The following is an 8,890-nucleotide window of genomic DNA, read 5'->3' as shown; positions in this document are numbered from 1 at the left end:
TTGGCTGAAACTGCTGAGCTGGCATTGGCGGATTATAAACCGGCATGTTTGGTGCACCATATTGAACAGGTGGCATTTGCTGATTTTGTGAAAAACCACCATTTACGCCCGAGTATCCAAGTTGAGCTAAAGACATATTCTGCCCACCATATTGACCACTAAATTGGCCTTGAGGCATTTGATTAAATTGCTGTGTCGAAGCACCAACTGGCCTTCTTCTATCTGGACTAACAGAATTTTGATTGCCAAATAAATCATCATAAACCATTCCGCCAACTGAACAAGATGACAACAAAACCGAGAGAATGCCTATATTTAGTGTATTTTTCAGCAATTTTTTAATATTTAATTTAATAAATTTCATACTAACAAAAAAAGATATTTAATCCTAATTATTCTTTGTAACCAGCTGATTAACTTAGAAAAAATTCACATCAGGAAACTTATTTACAACATATCCCTTGCATTATAACATATTTATTAAAATTTTACTAAATTTATTTTTAACTAATAAAAAAAGGCGGTCAAAACCGCCTTTTATATTACAAAACAATATCTTCTTAAGCTACTTGTAAAAAAACTATGCAACCTTAAGCTTGCCCTTAAGAAGATCAAACATAGTTTGACCAAGAAGTGAAGGAGAGTCAGAAACGGCAATACCTGCTGATTTCATCGCTTCAATTTTATCTTCTGCACCTCCTTTACCACCAGCAACGATCGCACCAGCGTGACCCATTCTTTTACCCGGAGGAGCTGTTCTGCCAGCAATAAAGCCAACAGTTGGTTTTTTTATTTTTGATTTACGGAGGAAATCTGCTGCTTCTTCTTCCGCAGAACCACCAATTTCGCCAATCATAATAATTGAGTGTGTATCAGGATCATTCAAGAATAAATCTAAGCAATCAATGAAGTTAGTGCCATTTACAGGGTCGCCACCAATACCGATGCAAGTAGATTGACCAAGCCCAAGCTGTGTTGTCTGGAAAACAGCCTCATAAGTTAGCGTTCCAGAGCGAGAAACTATACCAACATTACCTTTTTTGTGAATATGGCCTGGCATAATACCAATTTTACACTCATCAGGCGTAATAACGCCAGGGCAGTTAGGCCCAATAAGACGAGTCTTAGAGCCACTTAAAGCACGCTTAACTTTCACCATATCAAGAACTGGAATACCTTCTGTAATGCAGACTACTAGCTCAATTTGAGCGTCAATAGCTTCCAAGATGGCGTCAGCCGCGAATGGAGGTGGAACATAAATAACTGAAGCATTAGCATCAGTTTTCTTTTTCGCATCGTAAACAGTGTCAAACACAGGCAAATCAAGGTGCTTAGTGCCACCTTTACCTGGTGTAACACCACCAACCATTTTTGTGCCATATTTAATGGCTTGCTCAGAGTGGAATGTTCCCTGAGAGCCAGTAAAACCCTGGCAAATTACTTTTGTGTTTTTATTTACTAGAACGCTCATTTTTTTCTCCGTTTAACTGTATGAATTACTTAACTGCGGCTACAATCTTCTTAGCTGCATCACCCAAATCATCTGCTGGAATAATTGCCAAGCCAGACTTAGCTAGAATATCTTTTCCAAGCTGAACATTTGTTCCTTCCAAGCGAACAACTAGCGGAATTGATAGCTTAACTTCTTTAGCGGCAGCAATAATACCTTCAGCGATAATATCGCATTTCATAATTCCACCGAAAATATTAACTAAAATGCCTTTTACAGATGGATCAGCGAGTATAATCTTGAAAGCTTCAGTAACACGCTCTCTAGTTGCACCACCGCCAACATCAAGGAAGTTAGCTGGCTGTGCACCATTTAATTTGATGATGTCCATAGTTGCCATCGCTAAACCTGCTCCATTAACCATACAGCCGATATTGCCTTCCATTTTTACATAAGAAAGCTCCCACTTTTTAGCACGAAGCTCAAGAGGGTTTTCTTCATCTTCATCACGAAGTTCTTCAATTTCTTTGTGCCTGAAAAGGGCGTTATCATCAAAATTGATTTTCGCATCTAAAGCTCTGATTTCACCATTTGCAATACGTGCAAGAGGGTTGATTTCAATTTGCGAGCAGTCAGTTTCAATAAATGCCTTGTAAAGTGGCACTAAAACCTTTTCAATTTTAGAATAATCTTCTTTAGGTAAGCCCATTCCGAATACAACTTTACGAATATGGAAGCCTTGCAAACCAGCAACTGGATCAACATATGTTGTTACAATTTTTTCAGGAGTATTGTGAGCCACTTCCTCAATATCCATACCACCTTCAGATGATGCAATAATTGCGATACGAGAAGTAGCCCTATCTACAACTAGAGATAGATAATATTCGTTAAGAATATCAGAACCAGCTTCAATATATAAGCGTTTTACAACATTGCCTTCAGGGCCATTTTGGATTGTAACCAAGGTTTTGCCAAGCATTTCTTCAGAGTGCTTTTTAACCTCATCAAGCGTTTTAGCCAAGCGAACACCGCCCTTTGAGCCTTCTGGAAGCTCCTTGAACTTACCTTTACCCCTACCGCCAGCGTGTATTTGAGATTTTACAACATATAATGGGTGATTTAACTCTTTTGCAGCATTAACCGCTTCCTCAACCGAAAAAGCAGCCTTACCTGGAGAAACCGGAACGCCAAACTTTCTTAGGACTTCCTTTGCCTGATATTCGTGAATGTTCATTATTATTACAAATTAAATTAACGATTTTTTATATCACGGAAGTTTTTTCTTGCAAGTGATATAGTTCATTAAATTTAATTAAAATTTTATTTATATTTTAATTGAATTTTTTGAAAAAAAATGTTAAGATATTAACACTTTTTTAATATTTAGGTGATACTATATTATCAAAATTAAACCTCAATAATCACATTTTATGTCTTTAGTTGTTAACAGATCTTGGCTGAAGGGCTTTAATAATACAGCAAATTATATATTTGGTGAAGAGGATAAAGATACATCTAATAATCTTCTATTTAGTCAAAATTATCTCAACTCCGTTCAAGATGTAAGATTGGGTAACTATTATCATGGTGAGGTTTCAGAGATAGGTGTTCTTAATGCCCAATATCCCTTGCTCTCAGGATTAATAAGAGATTCCTTCGTAGTTTTAACTATTGTTGTAACTCTAAAAAATGATGAAACAGGAATATTAGAAACCACAACTTACTCAGTTACAGATTTTGCAATTGCCAAGGGGATTGCGATTGGCGCTAGGAAAGATACTATAAATAGCATACAAGGAAATGATATTCATAAAATATTTATTGCAAAAGCCGACATTGAGAAGTTAAACCAGCTTATTGATTCAGGGGAATCAATAGAAATTATAGCTAAAACTCATTATGGAAATGTAAGTAATAGTGAGATTATTTCTTTAGGCTCGGTTTCATCATCAATAAAAATGAATGGAACGGATTTTAACGGTGAGCCTCCTATTATTCAAGATCCAAACATTACGGAAGTTTTTGATTATAATAATCATAGCTTATTAAATAACAATGTTGCTAATATTTATGTTAATGAAAATGAATTGATTTATTCTACAAGCAGCAATCCAAATCCATTGGGTGGGTTATTTAGATTCAACTATGTTGATAATGATACTAGCACAAATGGAACAACGAGCCTAGATAGAATTTCTAAAATTGAAATTAAAGGAACGGGTTCTTACAGCACAATTATTGCAAACCATAATAATGCTGTTTCTAATGGAAATTTCAAATGGATTCCAGCAGATAAATTTTCAGGTGAATATTATATAGAATACAATGCACAATCACAAAAATTTGAAATGCATTTGACTGAAAAAGGCTATCAAAAATTAAGGGAAATTCAAAATGGTGAACAAGGAGCATTAGAATTTTTAATTACAGTAAAAGATGAAAATGGAAACATTGACCCTACTCCAGCCAAAATATTAGTTAATGTCAATGGGCTATATTCAACTCCTACTATTACTGCTGTTGATCCGTACTTAAATGACTCAGCTCAGCTAACAAATAATAAGATTACTTATGTTGAAAGAGATGATGATATTTCCAATGGAGATACTGGGCTATACCTTCAAACTCCTGGCACTGAAGCCCAAGGTGGAGAAAGAAGGATTATAGCAGAATTCAATGTTGGTAATTTAGCTAATAATGGAAGTGCAGAACCAGAAGCTAAAATAAATTTATATGTATCAAATCAATTAAAACCAGAATTTGAGTTGGATAAACATTACACACTATCAAAAATACAAAACTCTAATGGAACATGGAATATAAAGGTTTTACTAACAAAAGATGGCGAAAAATATTTAAGAAATGATACAACTGGTGTTGGAAGCTCAAGCAAAACATTCAAATTTGAACTTCAAACAAAAGATGCAATTAGCGGTGAAATTGGCGTTGGTTTTGTCAATGTGGAAGTTACCAGCGTTACTAATTCCAATACTGTTTTTGAAGCAATTTCTAGTGCCAATCCATTTATAACATCACTAGCTTCAAATACTCAGGTAGATGAGTTAGAACTTAGTAACAATGGAATTTATATTGGCGGTATTAAAGTTACAGACTTAGATAAAATTGATAAAATTGAAAATATTAAAATTGAGGCAACAGGGACATACGCTAATCAACTATCTTTATCAGAGGGTGGATTATTTGATAATTTAGGGGATTTTGCAATTTTAAGAGGAATTTTTGAAAATTTTGATAAGAACCAGAATATAGGATTTATTCTTAAAAAAAATGGGGTACTAAAAGTTAAAGATTTAATCGGGGATAGCGATAATTTAACATTAAAATTCAGCTTTGATGTAATTGATTACAATGGCAAAAAAAGCACATTTACTCATAATGTCGTTATAGCTGGTGACTCACTTCCTCAAGTTACAATCGATGATGATATAAATGCAAATGCTAATAATATTACAAATACTGTAGAAGTTTTACAACTTAATGAAAATGACGTTAAAATTGCACCAAATAGTGTTTTAGCAAAAGTTAAATTTTTTGATAAGGGTGGCGATGCATCAGAAATGATAGCATCTTTTGAGCAAGGACAAGGGGTAGTCGTTCTAGATGATAATGGTAATTTTGTAAACTTAAACTTAATATTTAATGATGACTTTAAGCTAGAAGCAACAAGTGGTGGCCAAGGTAATGTTACAAAATTATATAATTTAGTTTTAACTCAGAGTGGGTATAATAAATTACTTAATTACTTGCAGTATAATCAAGGTGCAGAAATACAATTTAACATTAGAGCTAGAGAAAATGAAGATCAGTTAGGAAATGTACCTGGTGGGTTTTCAAACACAGCAATTTTAAGGCTTCTTATAAATGATGTGAATTTACCTGTTAAAACTGAAGTTTTTAATTCTACAAACTCTAATAATGACCAAATTGACGCTGGTGATATAGCCCTGAATACAACAACTGGTGTTATTGGAACTATCAAAGAAGATTTAATTGAGAATTTTGCTGCAACAATTAGAATTACTGACCCTGATAATCCTTTACCGGCAAATTTATCAGTTGATTTTATTACAATTAATATTGGTGGTAACAGCCTTGTTATTAATAATGATAATGACGAAATCACTCTAGATAGAATTCTCTCTCAAGACCCTTATAGTGCATTATATTCATTAAATTTTAATGATGGTGTTAGAGATCAAATCAGAGATTTAGTTACTAAAGTAACTGGTGATAAAGAAATTAATTTCAAAGTTACTGTTATTGGAAGTGGCTTCCCTGCTCAAGAGGTTAATTTCAAACTAAATGTTGAAGCTATAAACGAAGCACCGGTTATTATTGAAGATGCTTCAACTAATCAAACTTCAACTTTTGATTATGGAACATTTAACCCAACTAATACAATTCTAGGCAAATGGACATTAACTGATTTAGATGGAAATTTGAATTTATATAAACTGGACTCAGATGGTTTTATAAATTTTAATACAGATATTAATAATAGTGGGTGGTGGCAGTTTGATAGTGCAAAATCAAGATTAGGAATTGAAGTAAAAGTTAGCGGAGTTGTTATTCCATTTAATAAAGTTAAAGAATATTTTGATCTGAAAACTACAAAAATTTCTGGCACAGAAATTAATTCAAATTTATATGATACAATTGACCAATATAGCTTTGAACTTAAATTTAAGGATTTAACCTCATATAATCTTTTTGTTAATGAACAATTAGGTGGAGTAAATTTCTCTGGCAATAAAATTATTGATGTAAAACTTATAACAAGAGATATTGGTAATGGAGGTGGATCTTCACAAGCTAACCTTAAACTATTTAGTAATGAAGTTACTAAAGCTATAACTTTTACTAACTCTGCGCCAATTTTAGAATTACAAACTCCTACTAACAACGGCATTATCGTTATAGATGAGAATGACTTTGATAACCTCTCAAATAGTAATGGTGAGGTTCTATTAGCAAGATTTAGAGCTGATGATGACACTCAGTTAAGTATTGATGCAAATTATGTTAATTCTGGCTCGGGGCAAAATTTTTATACAAGCGTTGGCAATATAAACGCTACTTATGTATTAAGTGGAGTTGGAGCTAATGCTCAAGTAGCAAGTTTAAGTGGCTTTAATTCTAGTCACTATAGAATAGAAATTGTAAATGGAAGCACAGCCAATGAAGCCTTTATGGAGTTTTGGCTTACCGAAGAAGGAAAACAATTTTTAGATAGAGAATTGAATGATTTTGGTAGTGTTGCATATGAAGATATTACTTTTGATGTATCTGTTCAAGTTACCGATCAAAATGGATTAAGCAAAACTTTAACACAAAAAATTAGAATTAATGGTTCTAACGATGCACCAATATTTTTAAGTGGCTCAAACTCTCCAATAGAAATAGACATTGATACAATTACTAGCGGTAATATTACTCAAAATATTTCTGATTACACCTTTGTTGATTATGATTCTAATCTAAATATTGTTACAGTAGATGCAGATGGAATTATAAACCCCTCCCCAAGCACTATTAATATAATTTCATTAAAAATTAATGGGGTTTTAGTTCAGCCAGCTGATATTGATAAATATTTTGGCTTTACAGCTTCGGCAAATGCTGCAACGGACAATAGTGGTGGCTTAAAGCCTGACTCTCAAAAATTAAATGTTAAATTCAAATCTATTTCATTAAAAAATGAATTTGAAAACATATTCATGGTTAATGGTGCTAGTGCTAATGTTGAATTTAATTTTCAGATTAAAGATGCGCTAGGTGCAACTTCAGAATTCACAAGACAGATAAATTTTGTTAAACAATCAAACCCTAACGATACTTTATTTGAATATTATTTAGCTGGTGGCAATAATGGAGCAAATAGCAATACAGGGTTTTTAGATGATGATGCAATCCCAGCAAGCAGAGTTGTTGCGGAAGTTGTTGCCGTAAGTGATCCTCAAGGTATTTCTGCAGTTAGCTTATCACCTAATAGCTTTTCTGCTACTCTAGAATCTTCAGGGGCAAGCTATTCTAACTTCTTTACTACTAGCGTTGTAGGTAATAGCGTAAGAATTCTTGTTAAGGCTGATAAAATTCAGGAATTAAAAGATTTGATAACTCAAGGTGATAGATTAATAATAAACTTTACAATTAGAGCTTTAGACAGCCTAGGAAACTTAACCACTTCACAAATTGTAAATTTAAGAATTACTGAAGATGGAAACTCCTTAGTTGGCGGTGATAACCCGGAAGGATCTGGAGCAATGATGTCAATGTTAAGCACTGGCGTTACATTCATTGACAACACTTCAAATCAGCCAGATTTTGAAGATGATAATTTACAAGTAGGTCAAGTTATTAAGGAAATTGAAATTACTGGTGATATTATAACGGCAGTTATTAAACAAGTTAAGATAAATGGAAATATTTACGCAAACTTCAATGATTTGTTTATATTTGAAGAGCAAAGCCCTGGTAGCCAAATTTTTGAGGTAAAAATTAAAGATGCTAATGCAATTACCTTAATTCAAGATCAAATAACTGGGCAAAATCAAAACATTGAATTTATTTTTGAAGCTACAGAGTTTACTCAAGGCCTTCCAGTTACTCAATCTCAACCAATCTCAGCAACTTTTGATGATGGTAACCCGCCAGCAAACCTTGCACCTGTTTGGGGGGCAGTTACATCTTTCAACACTACAGATTTAGACAATGACAATGCTGATTTTGAGTTTGAATTAAATGAGAGTAATTTTTCTAATTTATCAGCTTTTGAGTTTTTAATTTCTGATGATGTGCCAATAAACTCAAGTATAATAAATAACTTGAATAACTTTTTTAATGGATTTAATATTACTTTTAGCCTTTTTGACTCTAACGGGAACCCTATTTTAGATCTATCTGGAAATCCACTTAAAATATCTTTTGAAAACGATACTTTATTAGAAATTTCTTGGGCTTATTCTGCTCAAATTGATCCAAATTCTTTAAAGCTAAGAATTAATTTTAATAGCCCTACCAAAATTCAGCAAATTAAAGATTTACTTAATGCTTCTGGGCAATATGCAGAGGCTAAATTTACTCTAAAATATCAAGATGCAGGTGGCTTGTTATCAGAAAAAGAATACACAATCAAAATTAATGGAGAAAGCCAGCCAGCAAACCAAGCACCAGAAATTGTATGGACTAATATACAATCTCCAGTAACCGATGACAACTCAGATCCATTTATAATAAGCGTTGATTCCTCTGAGATTCTTTCTCAACCGAACAACTCAGAGTTATTATTTATGCTAAGAATTGAAGATGATACCTCTGTTTCTGTTTTAGGTGTAAATTTACCTAAAATTATCTTCAAGGATATTAATGGTAATGAGCAAGAGTTTTTATCAGGTACACATTTTACATCCAATGTAG

4 protein-coding genes are annotated in these 8,890 nt (G+C 33.3%); 1 reads left to right on the top strand and 3 read right to left on the bottom strand.

All coding sequences use genetic code 11. The features are described 5' to 3' along the window. The 3 genes from SFT90_04905 to sucC all read right to left on the bottom strand — a co-directional run. On the bottom strand, window positions 1-364 hold a 364-nt coding region (locus tag SFT90_04905), incomplete at its 3' end, for a hypothetical protein (protein MDX1949821.1). Window positions 365-580: 216 nt separating this feature from the next. Continuing rightward, complete coding sequence (gene sucD / locus SFT90_04900; protein MDX1949820.1) at window positions 581-1,471, bottom strand: succinate--CoA ligase subunit alpha; 891 nt, start codon at window positions 1,469-1,471, stop codon at window positions 581-583. 25 nt (window positions 1,472-1,496) lie between these two features. After that, window positions 1,497-2,687: an ADP-forming succinate--CoA ligase subunit beta gene (gene sucC / locus SFT90_04895; GenBank protein ID MDX1949819.1), complete on the bottom strand. Its 1,191-nt coding sequence runs from the start codon at window positions 2,685-2,687 to the stop codon at window positions 1,497-1,499. A 196-nt stretch (window positions 2,688-2,883) separates the two neighbouring features. On the opposite strand from sucC, the gene SFT90_04890 reads away from it, so the two are divergent. Continuing rightward, window positions 2,884-8,890 (top strand): hypothetical protein (locus tag SFT90_04890; GenBank protein MDX1949818.1); only part of this gene is annotated, 6,007 nt, incomplete at its 3' end.

The organism is Rickettsiales bacterium (assembly GCA_033762595.1).
Taxonomy (GTDB): Bacteria; Pseudomonadota; Alphaproteobacteria; order Rickettsiales; family UBA8987; genus JANPLD01.
Note: the sequence above shows the minus strand (reverse complement) of the source record. Positions and strands in the feature narration are given on the sequence as shown.

Bases quoted from the DNA above. Each gene is read 5' to 3' on its own strand.
- sucD (MDX1949820.1), bottom strand. From the start codon at position 1,471: ATGAGCGTTCTAGTAAATAAAAACACAAAAGTAATTTGCCAGGGTTTT.
- sucC (MDX1949819.1), bottom strand. From the start codon at position 2,687: ATGAACATTCACGAATATCAGGCAAAGGAAGTCCTAAGAAAGTTTGGC.